The sequence below is a fragment of the Psychrobacter communis genome, from assembly GCF_014836505.1.
Lineage (GTDB): Bacteria > Pseudomonadota > Gammaproteobacteria > Pseudomonadales > Moraxellaceae > Psychrobacter > Psychrobacter faecalis.
Genome location: NZ_JACSQR010000001.1, coordinates 168,577 through 189,661 on the forward strand (window position 1 = coordinate 168,577; position 21,085 = coordinate 189,661).

Consider the following 21,085-nt stretch of genomic DNA (forward strand, 5'->3'; position numbering starts at 1 on the left):
TTTATAGCGACGTTCTTATAGTGATGTTTTTATAAAGACGACTTTATAAAGACTGGCATAGCATGGTTCTTTGACCCTCAATCATTTTACCGCCATTGGCCGTACATTCATTGACCATATTAGATTCATAGGATTTCCAGCCACCATAAAAGCTCGCAAGACATAGGAGTACTACCAGCAGCTTTTGTGACCACGCTTTGATAGAGACTTGCTGGTTATTGCTATGACCTTCAGCCATATTAATGGGTTGTTCGGTAACCGCACCAGCATCCGTCTTCTGGTTGTTTGTTTTATTTAAGTCTGTCATTTTTTATCCTAAAAAAGGTTTTGTCTATAAATAAACAAAACCTTTATTTTAATATGAATTCAGTCATTTATTAATGATGAAGTGTGCTGCATCTAAAATTTTAAACGCCCACCTTTTTCTTCTGCACGTTTAAAGGCGTCGCGCTCTTCACAGCGTTTTAGCCAGTTTAAGATATTGGCATATTTACTGCTATCTAAACCTGCTCCCGCATTGGCACCGACGACCGCAAGATGCATCTGAATATCCGCGGCACTGAACTCTGCGCCTGCAAACCAATGATTATCTTGCAGATGTTGCTCCATCATGGCCAGCATTGTATCCAAACTTTTGCTAATCATGCTTTTTTCCACCTGATTGCGAATGCTTTTGCTCACAGGTTTGATCAGCATCGGCGATTGCTCAACCACTTTGGTAAAGACCAGACGCATGACCAATGGCGGCATGAGTGACGCTTCTGCAAAATGTAGCCAAAACGTATAAGCATCCCATGCCGCTTCATTGTCATCAGCAGGCTTGAATTGGCGTTCTTTATCGTAATGCTTAAGCAAGTACTCAATGATAAATCCCGACTCGACGAGCGCACGATCGTTTACCTCTAATATGGGCGCATGACCGAGCGGATGTACTTGTTTTAAACTGTCTGGGGCGCGATAAGCCTTGTTGCGCTCGTAGCAGGTCAATTTATAATCGAGTCCAAGCTCTTCTAATAGCCATAAAATACGAAACGAGCGTGAGTTTGCTAAATGATGAAGATGTAACATAAACCATCCTAGTTAAAATGTGAATAAGCGATAATCTTAAATAAGACATATATTAATAGGCTACGCCCGCCCTTCACTATTGACTTTTATTGAGCACAATTGAACGTTACGAAACATGATTGAGCAAGGCGCCCTTATTGTCGATAATAGCGCAATTAATCGCCCTTTAATACAGAAACTATGTAGAGCAATAACGAAAAATATAATGAAAAACAACATCTGCTAAGTTTAATTTAGCTTCTTGGCAGGACAGTTTTATTTGGCATGTAGCTCTTCAATTTTACGCGTTATCTTATCTATTTTTTGCTGATATTTTCTAATTTTACGAAAGCGATGCGCAATCAAAACCCCTTTAATACGGCGATTTTTTAGGCGGCGGCGCGGCGGGAAACTGCCGACTTGTGGCTCATTGTACGCTTGCAGGCGGTCGTGACGCTTACGTGCCAAATAGCCAAGCGCACTATCAGCAATCATAATCAGCAGCGCGATGACAATCATGCCATACATAAACAGCGAGCCGCCGTCATTGATACTTTGGTGCAAAATGGTGATGGAAAATATAAATAAAAATATCGGCTCAAGGTAGCATAACGTGCCAAATAGCGACACGGGTAGCTTTTGGCTGCCAACCATGGTCAGCGCCATCGCCGCCGTACTAATAATACCGAGTAGCGGCAATAGATACCAAAACTTATCGGTCGCGAACGCCAGCTCAAAACCGCCGCTTAAGTATAATATCACCAACACCACCGGCGTTAATAATACCAAATCCGAGATAAGTCCGGTGATGGGCGGTACGGCAAGCTTACGCCGCAGCAGATAATAAGGCGGATAACCCAAACAGACAAATAAAGTCGCCCAAGAAATGCTGCCATATTGCCACACATCATAGCCAATACCGAGCGCCGCACAAATGGTCGCAAGCCATTGCAGCAAGCTCATGTCTTCATTATAAAAAAAGCGCCCCACGACAATCATAATCATCGGGTATAAAAAGTAACCTAATGTCACCTCCAACCCCAAATCATTGACCGGCGCCCACATAAATATCCAGATTTGCGCACCCAAAATCGGCGTGGGAATGATAAATAAAAACCACTCTTTTGCCGTCTTTAAGGTTTTTAAATAATCAAAAATATGCTGCCACTGTTTCAGCACACTGACCAGTAACACCAAACTGAGTAGCATCATCAGCACGCGCCAAGCAGCAACTTGTGTCCCTGATAACGGCTGCATCAACAGACCAAATAAAAACAACCCTGCATATAAAAAGTTTGCGGCGACTGCAACGATGGTGCCTTGCGACGTCTGATTGGTGAGGAGCATAACAATTGCCTTTAAAAATAAGCGCACGTCCTTGGCAATTTTGAAAAAAAACAAAAGCCTCAGACGCGAACGTCGGAGGCCTTTTGTCTATCAGCTCTATTGTTGATAGAAATTTTTATCTATAGTCAAGGAATTTTAGAATCGCTACAAGGTGACCGACCGCAGATAGTACATTGAGTACATCTAGGGTGGGCAACACCGTAGCGGTTTAAAAGTGCTGTGACTATATCCTTTAACTAAATAAAATTAAGATAAACGCTTCTGTATCTCATGCTCAGCATTATGTCAAAGTCGGCATAGATACGCAATACATTGGCCTAATCCGTCTGTTCATTTAAAAATCAGGTTTATTCATTTGCCATACATGTAAAGATTTATTTGCTATCAAGCTGCTCGATTTTACGCTGTATGCTATCGAGTTTCCTTTGATAACGACGCATCTTACGGAAACGATGTGCGGCTAACACCCCATCGATACGGTAATTTATCAAGCGGCGACGCGGCGGAAAACCGCCCACTTGTGGCTCGCGGTAGCCATGCAAATGGTTGTCGCGGCGGCGACGAAGATAACCCATCACACTATCAGCAATCATAATAAATAGCGCCAGCGTAATCATGCCGTACATAAATAACGAGCCGCCTTCCTCAATGCTCTGGTTTAACACGGTGATAGATAACACAAACAATAGCATTGGTTCTACATAACTTAGGGCACCAAATAACGAGACGGGTAATTTACTACTCGCAATCATGGTCAATGACATCGCAAGCGCACTAAACGCGCCAAGCAGCGGTAATAAATACCAAAACTTCATGTTTTGTGCCGCCACGCTAAAGCCGCCACTGCTGTATAACATAATAAGTACCACTGGCGTCAGCAAGGTCAAATCTGACAACAAACCAGTAATCGGCGGTACGGCAAGCTTACGCCGCAGCAGATAGTAAGGCGGATAACCCAAGCAGACAAACAACGTAACCCAAGAGATGGTGCCATATTGCCAAATATCATGACCGATACCTAAAGCGGCCAACAGTGCCGCTAACCACTGTAGCGCGCTCATATGCTCATAGTAAAAAAAGCGCCCCAATATGATCATCACCAGCGGCAATAAAAAATAGCCCAAAGTGACGTCAAGCCCAAAGCCATTGACCGGCGCCCACATAAATAGCCAAATTTGCCCACCCAAAATCGGCGTCGGCAAGATAAATATCAGCCATTCTTTTGGCGTTTTTAAGGTTTTTAAATAGTCAAAGACATGTTGCCACTGCTTAGTAAAGCTGACCAATATAAGCAAACTCAACAGCATCATCAATATGCGCCATGATGCTACCTGCGTCCCTGACAATGGCAGCATAAATAACCCAAACAAAAACATCATCGAGAATAAAAAACTCGATGATATTGCCGCTAACGTTCCCTGAAAAGTTTGATTGGTCGTAAGCATAACAACGGCCTTAAAAAATAGCGCTTAATAGATATTATTTATCATAATTTTATAGAAGCTAAGCATACAAAGTTAAAAGCTAAAAAACACGCTGTAAGAATAAACAGCGCTCAGAAAAAAGCCTCCAACGATGACGTCAGAGGCTTATTCTAGAGCAGTATTACTCACTAAACTAAAAAGCTAACAACTGAAGTAGTTATTCGTCATCGTCGGTGTTTTCATCTGCGGTATCAGTCGACGTTTCGTCATCTAACGTATAGTCATTGGCAATATCGATAACATCGTTGACGTCGGTCACTGTCGCATGACCCGTTTCGGCATCAATATCGATTTGTTCTTGACCCTCTACGCCAAAAGTACCATCTTCTTTCATTGCCTCGACCAACTCGTCGTCGCCCTCTTCGTTCTCAACGCACGCCATGGCCACCAGTTTTTCATCTTTTGACAGACGAATCAAGGTAACGCCTTGGGTATTACGACCCGAGCTTGCCACTTGTTCAACGGGCGTACGAACCAGCGTGCCTTTATCCGAGATTAAGATAATATCGTCTTCAGGCTCAACCTTGGTCGCCCGAACCAAGGCGCCATTACGGGCGCTGGTTTTGATAGCAATGACACCGCCACCGCCGCGATTTTGCGTATTAAACTCTTCGACAAAGGTACGTTTACCAAAGCCGTTTTCACAAGCAATGAGGATTTCGCGCACATCATCTTCGATAACCACCAGCGATTTGATAAATTCATCGGCGGCCAGACGCATACCGCGCACACCTTTAGCAGTACGGCCCATCACGCGCGCGTCGTTTTCATCAAAACGAATGGCTTTACCGCTCGAAGCAAATAACATCACTTCTTGACTGCCATTGGTAATACGGGCGCTGACCAATTTATCATCATCTTCTAGGCCAACGGCAATCAAACCGTTCGAGCGAATATTGGCAAACTGTTCAAGCTCAACACGCTTAACCGTACCATTTGCCGTGGCAAAGAAGACAAAATGCCCACTCACATCCGCGGTATTTTGCGGTATTGGCAATATCGTGGTGACCGTTTCATCAGCATTTAAACCAATCAAATTCACTAACGGACGACCACGCGAACCGCGGCTGGCAATCGGCACTTCAAAACCACGTAAGCTAAATACACGGCCTGTGTCGGTGAAACACAATACCGTTGCGTGCGTTGAGGTCACGACTAAATGATCGATCACATCATCTTCTTTCATCGCGGTTGCAGATTTGCCTTTACCGCCACGCTTTTGCGCGACATAATCATCAATCGGCTGCGTTTTTGCATAGCCCGTACGCGATACTGTCATCACAACGGTTTGCTCTGGGATCAGATCTTCACGATTAAAGTCCATACGGGAATCAATGATATCGGTACGACGCTCATCACCGAAGTTTTCACGAATCTCGATCATCTCATCAGAGATAATGGTCATTAATTTATCAAAATCACCAAGAATTGACTCTAAATGAGCAATTTCACGTAATAAATCTTGATATTCTTCGGTCAATTTATCTTGCTCAAGACCCGTCAGACGATGCAGCTGCATGTCTAAAATGGCATTGACCTGCTCAAGGGATAAGCGATAGCTTTCTTGATTGTCAATCAGACCAAACGGCGCTTTTGGGTCTTCGCCTTCGATAAAGTCTGGACGTACCGACTGGCTACCTGCCGCGGTTAGCATCGCAACGACGCTACCTGAACCCCATGTATTATTGAGTAAGTTTTCACGAGCAAGGCCGCGGTTTGCAGAGGCTTTAATCGTCGCAATAATCTCGTCAATATTGGCTAGAGCAACGGTTAAGCCCTCTAATAAGTGACCACGAACGCGGGCTTTATTTAGCTCAAAAATGGTACGGCGCGTCACCACCTCTTGACGGTGACGGACAAAGGCAGCGATGAGCTGGCGTAACGTCAACAGCTTTGGCTGCCCGTTATCGAGCGCCACCATGTTGATACTAAAGCTAGATTCGAGCGGCGTTTGCAAGAATAAATTATTAACGATCACTTCTGCCGTTTCACCGCGGCGCAAATCGATGGCGATACGCATACCGTCTTTATCAGACTCGTCACGAATCTCGGTAATGCCTTCGATTTTTTTATCGCGTACCAGCTCAGCAATACGCTCAATCAGTTTGGCTTTATTGGTTTGATAAGGCACTTCAGTAAAGACAATGCGCTCACGGTCACGGTTGACGCCCGTATCGCTCATTGGCTCAATGATATAGCGACCGCGTACATGCAAGCGGCCTTTACCCGTGCGATAAGCGTCTAAAATACCCGCCCGACCATAAATCACACCGCCGGTAGGAAAGTCAGGCCCTGATATATGCGACATCAACTCTTCGGCTGATATTTGCGGGTTTTCGGCATACGCTAAGCAGGCATTAATCACCTCAGTCAGGTTGTGCGGTGCCATATTGGTCGCCATACCAACCGCAATACCGGTTGCGCCATTGACCAATAAGTTTGGAATACGTGCAGGCAAGACGCTTGGCATACGCTCAGAGCCATCGTAGTTGTCTTCCCAGTCAACCGTATCTTTATCCAAATCCGCTAGCATTTGGTGGGTCAGCTTGGTCATACGCACTTCGGTATAACGCATCGCCGCCGGTGGATCATCATCAATCGAGCCAAAGTTACCTTGCCCATCAACCATCGGATAACGCAAGCTAAAGTCCTGCGCCATCCGCACAATTGCATCATAAACTGCACTATCACCATGTGGGTGATATTTACCGATGACATCACCAACCACACGTGCTGATTTTTTATACGGTTTGTTATAATCATTAGACAATACATGCATCGCATACATCACACGGCGATGCACTGGCTTAAACCCATCACGCACATCAGGCAGCGCGCGCGAGACGATCACGCTCATCGCATAATCCAGATAGGACTGCTTTAATTCATCCACGATGGCAATAGGACTGATCGAGTCGCTCATATACACTCCTTTATTTACATTCTTTTTCTAGTATTTGGCTCGGTTAAAAATGCTGATAGTTGTACAAAAATAAAGGCGCTAAAAAGCGTCAATATCCATGATGTACAGACTATAAAAAGCGTTATCAAACAGGCTAAACAATAGGAAAATGGCGATACGGTTTTTGTTAAAAATAACGTTTAATTAAAGAAGCTATTTTAACACATTTTTGTCTATTTAGGGGATTGTAGATGCTATTAAAATCAAGCAAAACAGCTGATTAGCACATGTTTTTATCTTTAGTGATAACGATAAAAACGACTTTAATAATTGGGTGGTGTTCTAAAAAGTATGCCGGCATCAGACGTAACCATAATTGATGTAAAAGAACACCATATCAAACACTTTGAAGTGATTATCAAGCTTTTTTGAGAAGCAACAAGTCTTTCTAACCGCTCGACGTAATCGGTGTCTCAAGCGACAGTTATTACCTTCTATACCTACCGTATGCTGTTTGCCAACTCGCTTATGATCTGGTTTAAAAGCCGTTATAAAGCTATCCCAATTCTCCATACTAATAGAGTCATAGCTCACTTTAAGTTGCTTAAGACGTGCTCTTAACTTCTTAGCCGTTTTTAGGTCACGTTTGCCCCAGACATAAGCGACAATCTCATTAGTAGCACGGTCATAAGCATAAATAAGCCAGACTTTACGTTTCTTGCGATACACGTAAGTCCAGAACTCATCAACTTCTAAGCGTTCATAGTAGCTCTGCTTAGGCGCAATCTTATATACGGATGAGCTTATGGTGCTTAGCACTTTACCAATGCTAACTGAGGCTATAATAGCAATGTCTCTAATGCCACAGCCTCTCACTGTCATTAGCCGTATTTTATCTTCTATTCTAGAGTGACAGCCGTTATAAGTTAAGGCATGATCACCAATGAACTGACGCTTGCAGGCTTTGCATTGGTAGTTTTGCTTGCCATAGCTTTTTTTGCCATTTTTCTTTAAACTGGGACTGTGACAGTCGGGGCAATTGATCTGTATTTGTGTCTTCATAACCTCAAATATATCATCTTGCCTCGGCTGTCACCCTTCCTTTATTACCCCAGCATACTTTTTGATACACCATCCATAAAAAAACTGTATCCAAGGGATACAGTTTTCATTATTAGTATGAATATTAGACTCAAACTTAAACAATCTTACGATTGGTTAAAATTTTGCTCAAAGAATTCACGAGTAGCCTCAGTACAAGAAGTAGCCACTAGACCACCGTGATAGCTAGATAAAAAGCTATTGCCAGCATCGGTAACACTATCGTTAAAGCGAGTTTGGATATTAGGAATAGTACTGTTCTGCAACCATGGATTAGCTAGGGCCGACTGACTCAAAGGTGCAATAGTAGGCACTCCTCTATTTGCTTCATCGCTATTATCAACATCTAATACCGTTATATTTAGATTAGCTGCTGAGTTATTATCGTTATATTGCTTTAAAATAGCTAACATTGACCCTGTATTTAAATCGTAATACACGGTTGGATCACGATGACCACCGCATAATAATGTTGGCACCTTAGGTTTATAACCACGAAGATCATTATCTTTTAATGCTTTACGAATATTACTTTTTGGATTGGCAGCGGGCATTCCCGTCGGTGTTGTCGACGTTAGACTATCAGGGTTTCGTAACGCATCTGCCATGTACATAGCTCGAAAATCAGTTTTTATCAAATATTTTTCAGCAGCGAATCCTAAAAAGGCAAAAGGCAGTTCACTATCGGGTAATTGATTTAGTAAAGGGTCACTAGTAGGTTTGGCTTCAAACAAGGCAAATCTAGGAAGTTGTCCAGCTGCGACTAACTCTTCAAAATTTAGTAAACTTGGAAATTGAGTATTAGCATAATCAGCACTGAATATCTCTGATCGACTGCTATAAATATTAGGATATTTTTTCTGTAATCCTATCGCTAATAGTGGTGCAAAACGAGTTGCGCCAAGATTGACATTACCTGCAAATATAAAATCACCAAACGCTGCTAAAGCGTAAGGGCCTGATGCTGGTGCCATGGCAGTAATAGGTTTACCTTGTTGCTCTAGCTTACGTGCGGTCGCCATAGCGACGTGCCCACCTTGCGAATAGCCACTCAAAAACAGCTTACCCGAATCATCAATTTTGCTGTAATTGGGATCATTGGCGCGTTTTTTGCGTTCGATAATGTTACGCGCGCTGTCTAGCGCATCAACCATGTCGGTTGACTGCTGCTGGGCTACCAAATAAGGATGGTAGTCAAGCTTCGACTCATCGTAGCCTGCATAGTTAGGTGCGACGACGATATAACCTTGGGCGGCAAAGTTTGCGGCGATTAAGTTTGCTTCTCCTACTGCTGGATTTTTAGCATTGCCGACTTGGGCAAAGTCATAGCCTTTATCCGTTGTCGTACCATGCGCGTATAATAAGACAGGACGATCACCTTTACATTCGGCCGCGTCGCCAGTCGGTAGCATCAAAGCGGCTGTAGCATTGGTATCTTCATCGGCAGCGCCTTTGGTATCATAAGTGACTTTTTCTATGGTAACACCGCACTTAGCAACAGGCGTTGCTGTACTTCCCAAACCAATACTGCTATTGATATCATTTGCCGTAAAGGTTTTTATAAATTTAGCGCTAGCAGACGGCGCTGAAACGTAATGATCATTATCATCGTCATTACAACCAACAAGCAATAAGCTACTGGCAATGGCGATCGATAATAGACCACGCGTCATGGCGGGTTTGTTTATAATGGATGAATTGGGTAAGACCATGATTGCTATCCTTAGCAGTAATAAACAGAAAATTGCCTAAAATCCTAGGCAATGGACAAGTGCAGCTTAGTTAAGATACTTTAATAAAAGACTATGCTTCAACCCTATTATTTATACGCTAAAACCCTATTAAAATCCAATAAAAGTTATAAACAACCCCTGTAAATATTTTAGATAAAACAGAGCACTTTATGAAACAAAAAGAGAGCCAAGCAAGCAGTCCATCCATTCATCACGCAACTAGCCAGCCAAGCAAACAAGCTATCACACCGCCCATTGCACAATCTGATACGCGCACAGACCGCAGCTTTGAAGCGATTGCCGACCACTTTGAAAAAAAAGTCTACGGCGGCTTAAAGGGCGACATTCGTCTGGCTGTATTGCGCCGTGATATTTTTGCCTATTGTGCACAGATGAGTCAGACGCTTGGGCGACCGTTACGGATACTAGATGTCGGCGCAGGGTTGGCACAGATTGCCATTGAGCTTGCCAGTCAAGGACATACGCTGGTTATCAATGATATTTCAGCCAATATGCTGGAGAAAGCGCAAGCAAACGCTGAAAGCGTCGAAAAGGATTTAGATATTAGGTGGTATATTTGTCCGTATCAAGCGCTTGAAGAAAAACTCGCGAGTAACACGGAAAAGTTTGATTTGATTATGTGTCATGCGCTGCTTGAATGGTTGGCAGAGCCTGCTGCGGTGATGGATTTTTTTGATAAGCACTTAACTGAACATGGCGCGCTCTCGCTGTGCTTTTATAATCCGGCGAGTTTTGATTATCGCAATCTTATTATGGGTAATTTTAACTTATTAGATAACAGCGAGTATAAAGCAGACAATAAAAAAAGCCTCACGCCCAACCATCCGGTCGCTAAAGAAGAAGTCGACTCTTGGCTAAATTCGCATGAGTATCAAACCATACTTGCCAGTGGCTTGCGCGTATTTCACGATTATGCGCCGCTCAAACGTGGCGGTCACAATGACCCTGAAGCCGTTATACGTATGGAGCTACGCTACTCACAACTCGAGCCGTATAAATGGCTTGGGCGCTATTTGCATATATTGGCAACGCGCCAAGTTTAAGGCTCTCGCTACGCTTAAAGAGCAGCGTTAACTTTAAAACTGCTAACTATCTGATTTCTTCCACGCGCTCGGATCTATCGTACTCTGACCAGGTGGTAGCATTGATGTCTTTTTCATCAAACACTACTACATGCTCGAGGATAGGCAAGATACCAATTTGCGAGCCAATCTCATGGTTATGATGACTGGCAACTAAGGACAATACGGTTTGACCGTCGGCAAGCTGTAAGCGATATAGATAGTTTGCCCCGCGAAAGACGCGTCCGACGACCAACGCCGTCTGCGTACTTTCATCATCATGGACGATATCATCAGGCCGTACCAAGACCTTAATCGGTGTGCCGTTTGGATAATCGTACTCGCAATATAGTGGCTGCCCTAACTCGTCATAGACTTCCATGCGCCGATAAATATCACCAAGTGCGGTTTCGACATGACCTTCTTTGATGATGCCGTCTATCATTGCCCCTTCGCCGACAAACTCAGCGACAAACGGGCTGATTGGCTCATGATATAGCTCACTTGGCGTGGCCCACTGGACCAATTTACCTTTATTCATGACCCCGACTTTATCCGCTAAAGCAAAGGCTTCGTTTTGATCATGGGTGACCAAAATAGCGGTGGTATTGGTACGTTTAAGGATATCACGGACATTCATCGCCAGTGATTCACGTAGTACCACGTCCAAATTGGAAAACGGCTCATCAAGCAGCAAGAGTTTAGGCTTTGGTGCCAATGCACGCGCCAATGCCACGCGCTGCTGCTGACCACCCGATAGCTCGTTAGGACGTTTATCGGCATGTTCCGTCAATTCGACAAGCTCTAGCATTTCTTTAACGCGGGCTTTTTTATCGGCCGCCGACCACTTATTAAGACCAAAAGCGATATTTTTTGCCACGCTTAAGTGTCCAAATAACGCATAATCTTGAAAGACCATGCCCATACCGCGCTTTGCTGGCGCGACCGCAAATTTGGTGCGCGTTGTCTGCTCGGTCAGACGTTGATTGCTTAAGCGAATTTTGCCACCGCGGCTTTGCTCTAAACCGGCAATTGCCCTTAATGCCGTAGTTTTACCGCAGCCGCTATAACCTAAAAAACAGCCAATTTCGCCTTGCTGTAAATCGAGCGTCAAACCATTAACAATAATCGTATCGTCATAGCCAACGATTAAATCTTGCACGCTAAAATAAGCGTCATCAGCGCTCGTGTTGTTAGTCGATGCTTTAATAGCTTGGTTATCTTGCGAGTGGTTTTGTTCTGCTGCTTCTTGATTTAAGACAGACTGATTTATAACGCTTTGATTTAAAGTGCCTTGTTTTGATATGCTTTGTTTTAATATATTTTGTTTTGCTGTATTTTTAGGCAAGCTTCTATCTGCTTGCAGCTTTGCTACTTGAGCTTTGGTTAATAAAGTCGTCGGTGGTTTTTTCACATGCTCCGGTCTTGGCTTGCCGCCCACCTTAACGGATTTAGACGCTGCTGGATTGGTTGAATCGTTCATCAAGTCAGTATACATAGACGGTACCAGTAAGCTATTAGTGAATAAAACCTTTTATTGACGCGGTTTTTAATAGGGCTTTTTAAAATACTTCTGTTTTAACTAGACTGTTTAACTAGGGCTTTTTGATTAAGGCTCTTTGATCATAGCGCTTTGATTATGGTTGCTTAATGATAAAGGCGTTTAACCTTGTTTATCACTTTGACGCAGCAATACCCAAACAGGGATAAGACCAACCAGCACAATCAACAAACTTGGCAAGGCGGCGCGTCCCCACATGCCTTCACTGGTCATCTCAAATACTCGTACTGCCAGCGTATCCCAGCCTTGTCGCCGCGTCATCAAAGTAATCGGCATCTCTTTCATCACTTCGACAAAGCCCATTAATAACCCAGTCAACACCCCAGGGCTAAGTACGGGTAGCATCACTTGCCGCCAGCGCTGATATGGGCTATCACTGAGTAATTTCGCTGCCGCTTCTTGATTGACGGTCAAGCGTTGTAGCTGACGGTCGACCGGCTGAAAGCTCACGGTCATAAAGCGTGTCGACAAGGCGAGCAGCATCACAATCACGCTGCCAGAAAAAAACTGCGTTGAGGTAATACCAAAAGCTATCAGCTGATTATCAAGCCACGCAATCGGAATAAAGATCCCAACCGCCAAGACCGTACCCGGCACCACATAGCCCAAATTGGCTAAGGTAGTCATGAGTTTGGTCGATTTATCTGGATATTGACGCTTGACCCACGCAATAATAATTGCCAAAAATGCGATAAATATGGTGGTCATACTGGCAACCATAAGACTATTGCTAACAAAATCAATATAACGCGCATCGAAGTCTTGCTGGAAATTTAAAGTGGTCCAATAAAGCAGCTGCAAAAACGGAATCAAAAACGCTATCGAAAACACCAGTATACAAAGTAGCGCCATGCCCCACTTCGCAGGCTTACTGGCTTCAAAACGCTTACTGCTACCCTGAGTGATGGTATTGCCACGCTTGGCTTGCCAATACTGCTCAAACAAGACGACGATAAAGACCACGCCGATTAATAACGCGGCCAACTGCGCAGCAGTGGTTAAACTAAAAAAGCCAAACCATGCTTTATAAATCGCCGTCGTAAAAGTATCCACATTAAAGACTGATACTGCGCCAAAATCTGCAAGCGTTTCCATACTGGCAAGTAACAAGCCGCCAATGACCCACGGTAGCGCTTGTGGTAACGCCAGCCGAAAAAACACCTTGCTACGACTTAAGCCGAGCATTTGCCCCGCTTCAATCGCTCGCCTACCTTGCGATAAAAACGCTTGGCGCGCCAACAAATAAACATAAGGATAAAATGCCAATGACAATACTAAACCTGCACCCCACACATTACGCACCGATGGGATAGCGGTGGTAAAGCCTGACTCTCTTAAAGCCGTTTGCAGCGGTCCGCTAAAATCAACGATACCGACGGTAACAAATGCTAAGACATAAGCGGGCATCGCTAATGGCAACATCAGCGCCCAGGCAAAAAACCGCTGTCCAGGGAAGCGGTACATACTGGTGACCCACGCAAGTGCGGTCCCGATAATGCCGGAAATCACCGTCACCATCAGCAATAGAATAACGGTATTTTTTAACACTTGCGGCAACACATATTCGCGCATGTGGGTCCAAATATCAGCGACCGGCTGCGTCCACGATAATAGTACGATTAAAATCGGTACGAGCATAAACAACGAAATCAGTCCTAAGACTGATTTTGAGAGGATACGTTTGCAGACGACATGGTCTTGACTGATAGACGGGCTATTATTGTCGTTATTAGCTTCATTGACAGTATTGTCTTGTTTAGCAGACGCTTCTGGCATTGTTATCATAAGTTGTTACCGTGTCATACGCATAATGACGCGATTAGATGCTAGATGACTAAACATCTAATCGCTAAAAACCAACCGCTTAGCGACTGACAGTCTGTTATTTATAACCCGCTTTATCCATCATTTGAATGGCTTGGGTTTGTAGCTCACCAAACTTCTGCACGCTGATACTGTCTTGTTTAAACGGACCCCAAGATCTGAGTAGCTCTGACTCATCGATACCTACTTTTACAGGATACTCTTTATCAGAACTGGCATAAAGACCTTGCGCCTCATCAGAAGATAACCACTCCATCAATTTAAGCGCGCCATCTGGATTGTCTGAGTTAGCGATAACCCCAGCGCCAGAGATGTTGACATGAGTACCAGTCGTACCTTGGTTTGCCCAAAATATTTTTACAGGGAAGTTTGGTTTTTCATCAAGCAGGCGACCATAGTAGTAACTATTGGCAATACCCACTTCACACTGACCAGCGGCAATCGCCTCTAACATACTGGTATCATCACTAAAGACGTCCGTTGCTAAGTTAGCTACCCAACCACGAATAATTTCTTCTGTTTTTTCTTCGCCCAGATTTTCCATCATGCTTGCAACCAATGATTGGTTATAAACAGCTTTTGATGAACGCAGACAAAGTTTGCCTTTCCATTTTGGATCGGCCAAATCTGCATAAGTAGATAGTTGGTCGGCGCTAACTTTGCTTGGATCATAAAAAATTGTACGCGCGCGCAAAGACAGACCTGTCCACTGACCTTTTGGGTCACGGTATTTAGCAGGAACATTGGTTTCTAAGATAGTAGAAGACACAGGCTGCAATAAGCCTTGCTCTGCTGCTTGCCATAAGTTACCCGCGTCAACGGTTAATAACATATCTGCAGGCGTGTTTTTACCTTCCGCTTGCAGACGCGCCATCAATGGACCAGTTTTATCGGTGACCAGCTCAATTTTAACGCCTGTTTTTTCGGTATATTTATCCAATAACGGTTTAATCAACTGCTCATTACGTGATGAGTAAATCGTAACCGTCTGCCCACCAGCGACCGTTGCGTCATCATTTTTCGCCACTTCTTGCTCAGCGCCAGATTGTTCAGCAGTGGTTGTAGTGTCAGCATCCACGTTTTCTTCTGGCGTCGATGAATTACTACAGCCCGCAAGACCTAACATCATGCCAAATACAGCAATGGGTAAAGTAAGCTTACTAGAAGATAGATTTGCACTGATAGCAGTTAATGACATGGCATTCCCCATAATGGTGCTACGGATAAGTGAGATAAGGCGACATTAAAATTATTAATAAATAATTGAATAGCGGGATAACGGGATTAATAAGACCTTAATGTCTAAGAAACATTATACTAATAGAAATGAGATTAATTATCAATAAATTTATCTAGCCCTGCTGTGCCGATAAACTGGTCTAATTTTTAACAAGATATCAATGATTTATGTATCTGCCTGAGCTTAATCCTGACCTTCTAGTAACCACTGCCCTAAAATGACATTGACTGCGGCTTCGGTACGTAAGATGCGTGGCCCGATATTAACTGGCGTACATCCTTGCTCAGCGAGCAGCTCAACCTCATAATCAATCCAGCCACCTTCAGCACCGATAAAGACCATACTTGGCAACAATGAATTAACTGACCTATGAGCTGGTTCAGTATTTTCTAGGTTTTGCCTATATTGGGCAAATGACAGCGCACTATAAGGATGAGCAACGATAGCGCGATTGGTGATTAAGCTTGCAAGCTCATCTTCGACAAAGGGTTTAAAGCGTTTTTGTAGACTGATGCGCGGCGCAATCGTATCAATTCCTTGTTGCAACCCTTCTAACACAAACTCGTCAAGGCGAGCTAGCATTGGACTTTGCCAATAGCTTTTTTGCGTGCGGTAGCTGTTGATAAGGATGATATCGTTAACACCAAGCGCGGTCATATCCATGATTAAACGGCGCAATACCTTTGGCCTTGGCAATGCCAACACCACTGTAAGATTAAGCTTCGCTGGCGGATTGATGGTTAGCTGTATATCACTTAGTTGAATACTATCGGAGGTAATGGCTTTAATGATAGCGCTACCAAGCTGCCCACCAAGCTGACCAATTTTTAACCCATCGCCTACTTGGGCATTCAGTACTTTATTCACATGGGCAATTTGCGCCAAATCATTGATATACGCAGACGCGTTATCATGTTGAAAGCTGGTCTCTGCCAGTAATATACAGTTCATAGCGTCACTTATATCCGCTCTTGATTCAGTTCTGGACTGAAAGGTGGTTTTGCGTATTGCTGAATCACATCTTCAATCATTGATAACTGCCGATGTAAGACTGCTTGCTGCTGCTCAGTTATTTCTGCACCCGCTTGCCCTGCTTGTTTTGCCAATTCCAAATGACTAAGCCAAAACTGTAGCTGCTGAAAAAGCAAACTATCATCATCGCTAGATGGCGGATTGCTCGCAATTTTCTGCTGCTGAGATAGCTGCTCATCAGTACCAATAGCGCTATAGAAAGCATTGTTTGGTTGATATAACGCCCCAACACTAGCGAGCTTATCAACCACGCTTTGGCAAGATTGGGTATAACTGCCCATCAATACCGGCGTCGCCACACTTGCCGGCTCAACGGGATTATGCCCACCAATATCGACCAATGAGCCACCCACCAATGCCACATCTGCAAGCGCATACCATTTCATCAACTCACCCATACTATCAGCGAGATAAACTTGGGTATTTGGACTGATTGCATCCTCATCACTACGACGCGTCATCGTTAATCCTGACTTTTCAATCAGTTCTGCTACCTCATCGAAGCGCTCAGGATGCCTTGGAACGATAATTAACAACGTATCCGCTAATAGAGGATGAGAGATGATTTGCTGCTGCCATGATAATACTGTCTTTTCTTCACCGCTATGGGTACTTGCTGCCACCCAAATCGGGCGACCTGCTACGCCTAAATCTAAGTCCAAGTCTGCGCCATCGCTTACTATTTCAGCTTTTTTGGCACCATTATCATCATTCAGCTTCGGGGTATTAATGACCCATTTCAGCGAGCCTGCCACGCGGATTTGCGCACTATGAGCGCCCAATTGCCGAAAACGTTTTGCCGATTCATTATCCTGGGCAATAATCAAATTCACATTTTTCATCATACTGGCACTGACCGCACCAATTTTTTGATAACTTTTAAAAGAAGCAGCCGACAGCCGACCATTGACCAAAATACTTGGGATATGATGCTCGGATAACTTGGTTAAGATATTTGCCCAAAGCTCCGTTTCTACAAACATTGCCGCAACGGGTTGTACATGCGCTAAAAACGTTTCAATCACCGCAGGACTATCAACAGGAACATAACTATGGCTTAAGCGACCTTGGGCAATATCATCGGCAAAGCGACTGGCACCGCGCGCAAACCCTGTCTGCGTGGTATTGGTCAACCATATCTGATAGCCTTTTGCTAATAGCGCATCAAGCAAGGGCGCGACGGTATTGGTCTCACCTAAAGATACCGCATGGCACCAAATGACTTTTTTGCCATTGCTATCTTTATAATTAGCATTTTCGTTGGCATTCGCATTAGATTTAATATTTGCATCAGGCACGGGCGGCGCAGGATAGCGCTTACCAAAACGCTGCTCCACTTCTTGCTGATAATTATCACGCTTATGCGAGCGACGCCACACTTGCATACGATATAGCGGTTTTAGCAAACCAATCGTCACCTGATAGTAAACAGGTGGCTTATAAACGGCTCGGCTTGGCTGAGTCGACTTATCAAAAGAGGGTAAGGAATTATCAGAAGATGGCATGAAGAAGCCCAGATTAGTAATGGATCGGACGATAGGAGGTGACGTTATAAAATGACAATAAAAAACGCGCCAATTCTACCTGAATTTAATGCTAAACATTGACATACTCCCACCACTTTCGCCAAGCTCAAGTGGGGAATTCTAAAAGCAAACGCTCTTAGGCGACTTTCTCACGAATGTCACAAGTTTTCTGTTTCAACGGGCGACCTTTACCGCATCCTCCCTCCGCAGACAAAACGGCATGTCCTGCCGCAAGAATATTTTTAGCTGCATTCACATCAGCATTTGCTTTATGCCCGCATTTGACGCACTCAAATTTAGCTTGAGTGCGTCTATTTTCCTTGGCGATATGCTTGCACTCAAAGCAGGCTTGGCTGGTATATTGCGGATTGACTTTGACAAGTAATCCGCCTGTCCAATGCTGCTTGTACTCAATCATATCGACCATCATACCCCAACCTTGATCTAAGATAGACTTGTTCAATCCTGACTTAGCTTTGACGTTGCGCCCATGCTGAGTAGCAGAGCCACTAGCAGATTTCGACATATTGGCTACTTTTAAGTCCTCACAAGCAATCATGGCGTGGTTTTTGCTGATTGTGGTGGTGATTTTATGCAAGTAGTCATGGCGGATATTGGCAATATGATGGTGTAATTTTTGAATCTTACGGTTCTGCTTTTTCCAGTTTTGACTGAATAAGACTTTTCTACTTAATTGGCGCTGTAATGCGGCCAGTTTAATTTGATTGGCTTTAAAGCTGTTTTTGGGTTTGATGTGCTGACCGTCTGAGGTAGTAATCAGTTTAGTGACACCTAAATCAATACCTATGGCGCTTGTAGAGGGGTGAATTGGGTTTTGATCCAGTTCTCGCTCACACCCAAAAGACACGTACCAGTGCCCTAGTTTCTTGCTAATAGTGACGTTTTTGATGGTGCCGATGATGTCTTGTGATTTTCTAAATTTCACAAAGCCCACGCCATTAGGTAGTTTGACGCGATTACCCTCAACACGGCAATATTTATCAAACTGAACAAGCCTGATTGAGTCGCAGCCATCGGATTTACGTTTAAATCTTGGCATCAGTTGTCGTAGTTGAATCTCTGTGCCATCGCTTAGCTTAAAGAACTTGGGTTTTCGGAGCTTCTTTTTATTTTCTTTGAGCCTAGCATGAACTTTAGGGTCGAAAAATCGTGACCAAGCAGAGGCGAGATCACGTACTTTTTGTTGTAAAGATACGGCGTTGGCATGGGTTCTTAAGAAGTCAAAATCAGGATTGTTCTTTAGATCCATGATTTTATTAACCAAGTTGGTGGCATTAATAAATTCATTTTTGGCAAACATCTCAAATGAGATCGCTAGTATTTGATTCCAAACAAAACGTGCAGAGCCGACAAGACTATTTAGAATAATCTGTTGCTCTGCATTAGGCTCAAGCCTAAATTTATATGCTTTATTGATTTTCATGGAATAGTCTTGGCGAGTTTATTAATATAATAATGCTTAATAAGCATACCAAATTCACGGTCAGGATTTGTAAATAAACAGTAACAATGAGGCGAAATTCACCTCCACCCTAATGTCGGATGGAGTCCTCTTTCGCGGTTTGATAGTTTTAAAGCACTCGCTATTAGAAACGAAAATTTAAAACCAGAATTTGACATAAACGGCTAGACAATAATGAATATTAATATAGCAATAACGATGATTACCGCAAACAATAACTGATAACGTTTAAGACTATGCTGCTCTTGCTTTTGTGTGCTAATCAACGCCTGCGCTTGCTGCCATTGACTGACCAAACTGGCCGCTTCTGCATGACCGTTTTCGGCCGCTTGCTCAAGCCAATATTTGCCATTGGTCATATCTTGCGGCACGCCAAATCCTTGATAGTAGAGCTTACTTAATAGGCGCTGGGCACGGCTGTCGTTTTTGCTCGCAGCTTGCTTCACCCATTCTACGCCTACTTCCATACCAGCCACTTTATCCGTATATATTCCTTCGCCAAGTAGCTCATACATCGCCAAACGTAGCATCGCCGCGCTATTACCTGCATGGGCCGCGTCTTGCAGTTTTAACAGGGCTTGCTGCTTTGCTGCCAAATGTTTTGCTGAAAATATAACTTGCGCGCGCGGTTTCTCTTGCTTAGCAATATGCTGCTCAAATTGATCCAAGACTTTACGAGCTTGCTCATATTCTGTCTTGCCAGCGCTTTGGGCGACGTCTATTTCTTCAAGCTCTATAAGCAATTGAGTAAAAATCTCTGGAGTTGGCGCGAGTTTTACTGTTGTTTTTACTGCAACTTCTTTTAACGCTGCTTGTGAAGATACTACTGACGCAGTTTCTGCCGTTATAGTTTGTACAGTGGAGCTTTCTAGTGAAGCGGTCGATAAATTAGGCTTTGCTAATACAGTATCTGCTTTAACAGGTTCAGGTGTTGATTGCAGCCCGTTATCAGAATCATTATTAACAGTATATGTCTGAATATCTTGTCTGCTATGCTGCGTCACACCTACTTCATTCACGTTTTTATCAGCAGGTGGTGCGCTGTCTACGGGTAATGTATGACTATTATCAATGGCGTTTGGTAGCCTTGCAGTTACTGCTTGGTATAGCCCACTTGCCACCTGACCGCCTTGCACTGCTTGAAACGCTCTATCAATATGACCAAACAGCCGCAGTCCTATCGGCTCTAAAGCAAAAAATAGCGAGTCAGTCGTATTAAACTGATTATTAACCTCACTATCATCGCGATAAACCACGGCCATATGCTGATAAAAATCATCGGTCAGCAGCGGCAGAGCAGGATAACGCTTACGTAGCTCAAACTCACCGAACCAATGCGGCGTATTGTGCCATTGCTGTGCCAATACTCGCCCGGCATAAAATGCCAAAAATACCATAAAATTACGATAGCGCTCATCTGCTAACAGCGCCGCTTCATCCCAGCTGCCCGACTTAACCATGTCGCGGCGTATCTGCGACAGCAAAGTATCTACGCGCTGTAAACTTGCCAGCGATTCATCGAGTGTGCATCGATGCAATTCCGCTTCATAAGCCATGCCGCCAGCGACAAAACGGCTAGCTAAGAAATCTTGCCAATAGCCTGCTGCGATGTAATCAAGCGGTGTTAAGGGCGATGCAGACATAAGGCGAGCCTATCCTTTAAAAATTGAGCGTTTTGAAAACCAACATTTCAAATCATAATAAAAATAAGATGGTAATAAAA

15 protein-coding genes are annotated in these 21,085 nt (G+C 43.9%); 1 reads left to right on the plus strand and 14 read right to left on the minus strand.

Annotated features, from left to right (window positions below; all coding sequences use genetic code 11):
• Positions 1 to 43 precede the first annotated feature (43 nt).
• The 7 genes from H9653_RS00645 to H9653_RS00675 all read right to left on the minus strand — a co-directional run bounded on the left by H9653_RS00645 (position 44) and on the right by H9653_RS00675 (position 9,593).
• Positions 44 to 307, minus strand: a complete 264-nt coding sequence (locus H9653_RS00645; protein ID WP_068404591.1) for a hypothetical protein — start codon at positions 305 to 307, stop codon at positions 44 to 46.
• Between the two features lie 92 nt (positions 308 to 399).
• Positions 400 to 1,068 carry a glutathione S-transferase gene (locus tag H9653_RS00650; RefSeq protein WP_068404592.1) on the minus strand — a complete coding sequence of 223 codons (669 nt, stop codon included), beginning with the start codon at positions 1,066 to 1,068 and terminating at the stop codon, positions 400 to 402.
• A 255-nt stretch (positions 1,069 to 1,323) separates the two neighbouring features.
• Positions 1,324 to 2,394: an EamA family transporter RarD gene (rarD, locus tag H9653_RS00655; RefSeq protein ID WP_068404594.1), complete on the minus strand. Its 1,071-nt coding sequence runs from the start codon at positions 2,392 to 2,394 to the stop codon at positions 1,324 to 1,326.
• A 374-nt stretch (positions 2,395 to 2,768) separates the two neighbouring features.
• Entirely contained in the window at positions 2,769 to 3,839 is a 1,071-nt protein-coding gene (rarD, locus tag H9653_RS00660; protein ID WP_068404596.1) for an EamA family transporter RarD, read from the minus strand.
• Between the two features lie 196 nt (positions 3,840 to 4,035).
• Complete coding sequence (gene gyrA, locus H9653_RS00665; RefSeq protein ID WP_068404598.1) at positions 4,036 to 6,801, minus strand: DNA gyrase subunit A; 2,766 nt, start codon at positions 6,799 to 6,801, stop codon at positions 4,036 to 4,038.
• 339 nt (positions 6,802 to 7,140) lie between these two features.
• Positions 7,141 to 7,842: an IS1 family transposase gene (locus H9653_RS00670; RefSeq protein ID WP_191689715.1), complete on the minus strand. Its 702-nt coding sequence runs from the start codon at positions 7,840 to 7,842 to the stop codon at positions 7,141 to 7,143.
• Positions 7,843 to 7,988: 146 nt separating this feature from the next.
• Positions 7,989 to 9,593 carry an alpha/beta hydrolase family protein gene (locus tag H9653_RS00675; protein WP_191689717.1) on the minus strand — a complete coding sequence of 535 codons (1,605 nt, stop codon included), beginning with the start codon at positions 9,591 to 9,593 and terminating at the stop codon, positions 7,989 to 7,991.
• Positions 9,594 to 9,784: 191 nt separating this feature from the next.
• Here H9653_RS00675 and H9653_RS00680 point away from each other — a divergent pair, with 191 nt between their 5' ends.
• The gene (locus tag H9653_RS00680; protein WP_191689719.1) at positions 9,785 to 10,678 is read left to right on the plus strand and encodes a methyltransferase domain-containing protein; all 894 of its coding nucleotides are present in this window, start codon (positions 9,785 to 9,787) and stop codon (positions 10,676 to 10,678) included.
• A gap of 46 nt (positions 10,679 to 10,724) precedes the next feature.
• Here the strand turns inward: H9653_RS00680 and H9653_RS00685 are convergent, their stop codons facing one another.
• The 7 genes from H9653_RS00685 to H9653_RS00715 all read right to left on the minus strand — a co-directional run bounded on the left by H9653_RS00685 (position 10,725) and on the right by H9653_RS00715 (position 21,005).
• Positions 10,725 to 12,194 (minus strand): ABC transporter ATP-binding protein, encoded by a 1,470-nt coding sequence (locus H9653_RS00685; protein WP_191689721.1) that lies wholly within the window; start codon positions 12,192 to 12,194, stop codon positions 10,725 to 10,727.
• A 165-nt stretch (positions 12,195 to 12,359) separates the two neighbouring features.
• On the minus strand, positions 12,360 to 14,042 hold the full coding sequence (locus H9653_RS00690) for an ABC transporter permease (RefSeq protein WP_191689723.1): 1,683 nt from the start codon (positions 14,040 to 14,042) through the stop codon (positions 12,360 to 12,362).
• A 97-nt stretch (positions 14,043 to 14,139) separates the two neighbouring features.
• Positions 14,140 to 15,279: a Fe(3+) ABC transporter substrate-binding protein gene (locus H9653_RS00695; protein WP_068404606.1), complete on the minus strand. Its 1,140-nt coding sequence runs from the start codon at positions 15,277 to 15,279 to the stop codon at positions 14,140 to 14,142.
• A 225-nt stretch (positions 15,280 to 15,504) separates the two neighbouring features.
• Complete coding sequence (locus tag H9653_RS00700) at positions 15,505 to 16,272, minus strand: 16S rRNA (uracil(1498)-N(3))-methyltransferase (RefSeq protein WP_068404609.1); 768 nt, start codon at positions 16,270 to 16,272, stop codon at positions 15,505 to 15,507.
• Positions 16,273 to 16,280: 8 nt separating this feature from the next.
• Positions 16,281 to 17,858 (minus strand): 3-deoxy-D-manno-octulosonic acid transferase, encoded by a 1,578-nt coding sequence (locus H9653_RS00705; RefSeq protein WP_068404611.1) that lies wholly within the window; start codon positions 17,856 to 17,858, stop codon positions 16,281 to 16,283.
• Between the two features lie 157 nt (positions 17,859 to 18,015).
• Positions 18,016 to 19,323 carry an RNA-guided endonuclease InsQ/TnpB family protein gene (locus H9653_RS00710; protein WP_191689725.1) on the minus strand — a complete coding sequence of 436 codons (1,308 nt, stop codon included), beginning with the start codon at positions 19,321 to 19,323 and terminating at the stop codon, positions 18,016 to 18,018.
• A gap of 203 nt (positions 19,324 to 19,526) precedes the next feature.
• Positions 19,527 to 21,005, minus strand: coding sequence for a tetratricopeptide repeat protein (locus H9653_RS00715; RefSeq protein WP_068407418.1), 1,479 nt, complete (start codon positions 21,003 to 21,005; stop codon positions 19,527 to 19,529).
• Positions 21,006 to 21,085: the final 80 nt, after the last annotated feature.

Bases quoted from the DNA above. Each gene is read 5' to 3' on its own strand.
- gyrA (WP_068404598.1), bottom strand. From the start codon at position 6,801: ATGAGCGACTCGATCAGTCCTATTGCCATCGTGGATGAATTAAAGCAG.
- H9653_RS00645 (WP_068404591.1), bottom strand. From the start codon at position 307: ATGACAGACTTAAATAAAACAAACAACCAGAAGACGGATGCTGGTGCG.
- H9653_RS00695 (WP_068404606.1), bottom strand. From the start codon at position 15,279: ATGTCATTAACTGCTATCAGTGCAAATCTATCTTCTAGTAAGCTTACT.
- H9653_RS00680 (WP_191689719.1), top strand. From the start codon at position 9,785: ATGAAACAAAAAGAGAGCCAAGCAAGCAGTCCATCCATTCATCACGCA.
- H9653_RS00700 (WP_068404609.1), bottom strand. From the start codon at position 16,272: ATGAACTGTATATTACTGGCAGAGACCAGCTTTCAACATGATAACGCG.
- rarD (WP_068404594.1), bottom strand. From the start codon at position 2,394: ATGCTCCTCACCAATCAGACGTCGCAAGGCACCATCGTTGCAGTCGCC.
- H9653_RS00650 (WP_068404592.1), bottom strand. From the start codon at position 1,068: ATGTTACATCTTCATCATTTAGCAAACTCACGCTCGTTTCGTATTTTA.
- rarD (WP_068404596.1), bottom strand. From the start codon at position 3,839: ATGCTTACGACCAATCAAACTTTTCAGGGAACGTTAGCGGCAATATCA.
- H9653_RS00675 (WP_191689717.1), bottom strand. From the start codon at position 9,593: ATGGTCTTACCCAATTCATCCATTATAAACAAACCCGCCATGACGCGT.
- H9653_RS00710 (WP_191689725.1), bottom strand. From the start codon at position 19,323: ATGAAAATCAATAAAGCATATAAATTTAGGCTTGAGCCTAATGCAGAG.
- H9653_RS00715 (WP_068407418.1), bottom strand. From the start codon at position 21,005: ATGTCTGCATCGCCCTTAACACCGCTTGATTACATCGCAGCAGGCTAT.
- H9653_RS00670 (WP_191689715.1), bottom strand. From the start codon at position 7,842: ATGAAGACACAAATACAGATCAATTGCCCCGACTGTCACAGTCCCAGT.
- H9653_RS00705 (WP_068404611.1), bottom strand. From the start codon at position 17,858: ATGCCATCTTCTGATAATTCCTTACCCTCTTTTGATAAGTCGACTCAG.
- H9653_RS00685 (WP_191689721.1), bottom strand. From the start codon at position 12,194: ATGTATACTGACTTGATGAACGATTCAACCAATCCAGCAGCGTCTAAA.
- H9653_RS00690 (WP_191689723.1), bottom strand. From the start codon at position 14,042: ATGATAACAATGCCAGAAGCGTCTGCTAAACAAGACAATACTGTCAAT.